At 42.1% G+C, this 1,208-nt stretch carries 1 protein-coding gene; it reads right to left on the reverse strand.

Annotation, left to right across the window (positions count from 1 at the left end):
* Nucleotides 1-77 precede the first annotated feature (77 nt).
* The coding region (lpxB, locus tag IQ242_RS25250; protein ID WP_193961843.1) for a lipid-A-disaccharide synthase at nucleotides 78-1,208 on the reverse strand (1,131 nt) is incomplete at its 5' end.

The raw sequence follows: 1,208 nt of genomic DNA on the forward strand, positions 1-1,208 counted from the left end.
GAATAAAGCTGCCTCCTGACTCCTGTCTCCTGACTCCTATCTCCTATCTCCTATCTCCTGACGACCGGCTCCTAACCCTAACAAAGGCCTATTTTAAACACCTCTTGTGCCACTCGATCGCAACTTCCTACTGTTCCTAAACCGGCTGTGGTTTCTGCGTATTCATCTAACATTTTTTGCCGACGTTGCTGATTTAATAATAAATCTAGACATTCCTGCATGATTCTTTCCGGGTTAGCTTCCTCTTGTAGTAGTTCGGGAACAATTTCTCGCATTAAAACTAAATTTACTGGTGAGACAAATGGTACAGAAAGCTTCATAATATTGCGGGCAATCCAAGCAGTAACTGCACTTAAACGGTAAACCACCACCTGCGGCACCTTTAATAAAGCAATTTCGAGATTCACTGTACCAGACTTAGCCACAGCCAGATCGGCTGCGGCAATTGCTTCTAAAGTCTGATCTCGTTCCATAATCACCGCATTTAATCCATATTCCGCCACTAATTCTCGCATTTTTGGTTCGTATAAAGCTAGGGGAACGGGAATTAAAAACTTAATATCGGGTATTTTTTCCTGTAATTTTTGGGCAGCAGCGCACACCGTCGGCACGAGATATTTAAACTCCTGTTGACGGGAAGCAGGTAACAAAGCGATTACCGTTTCTTCGGGTTTTATTGCCCATTTTTGCCGCATTTCTTGCCGATTGGGAGCATTGGCCATACGATCAACTAAAGGATGTCCCACCCAAGTTACTGGTAAACCTTTTGTTTCAAAAAAACGAGCTTCAGCGGGAAAAATTGCCAATAATTTATCAGTGACGGCGATTAATTTTTCCGTATTAAATAACTTTTCTGCTGTGGCCCTGAGTTTAGCTGAGGGGATATTTTCTTCTGACCAAATCCACACCTGTGGGGCAATATAATAAATTATTGGCACCTGGGGAATAATTTTTTTAGCCGATTGACCGATCGCCACATTTGCCCCCACATAATCAATTAAAATAATGATATCAGGGGGATGATCTTTAAAAAACTCTTTTGCTCGTTTTTGTAGTTGTAAGGTTGGCAAAATAAAGGGGATAGATTCAATTAATCCCATAGCAGCCAGTCGAGTGGTTTTACCCAACATTTTTGCCCCAGCTAACTCCATGCGATCGCCACCTAGGGCAAAAATTTCTAACTCAATTGCCTGGGTTTTAGCTAGTTT

This window comes from Microcystis sp. LEGE 08355 (assembly GCF_015207185.1).
Classification (GTDB): Bacteria; Cyanobacteriota; Cyanobacteriia; order Cyanobacteriales; family Microcystaceae; genus Microcystis; species Microcystis panniformis.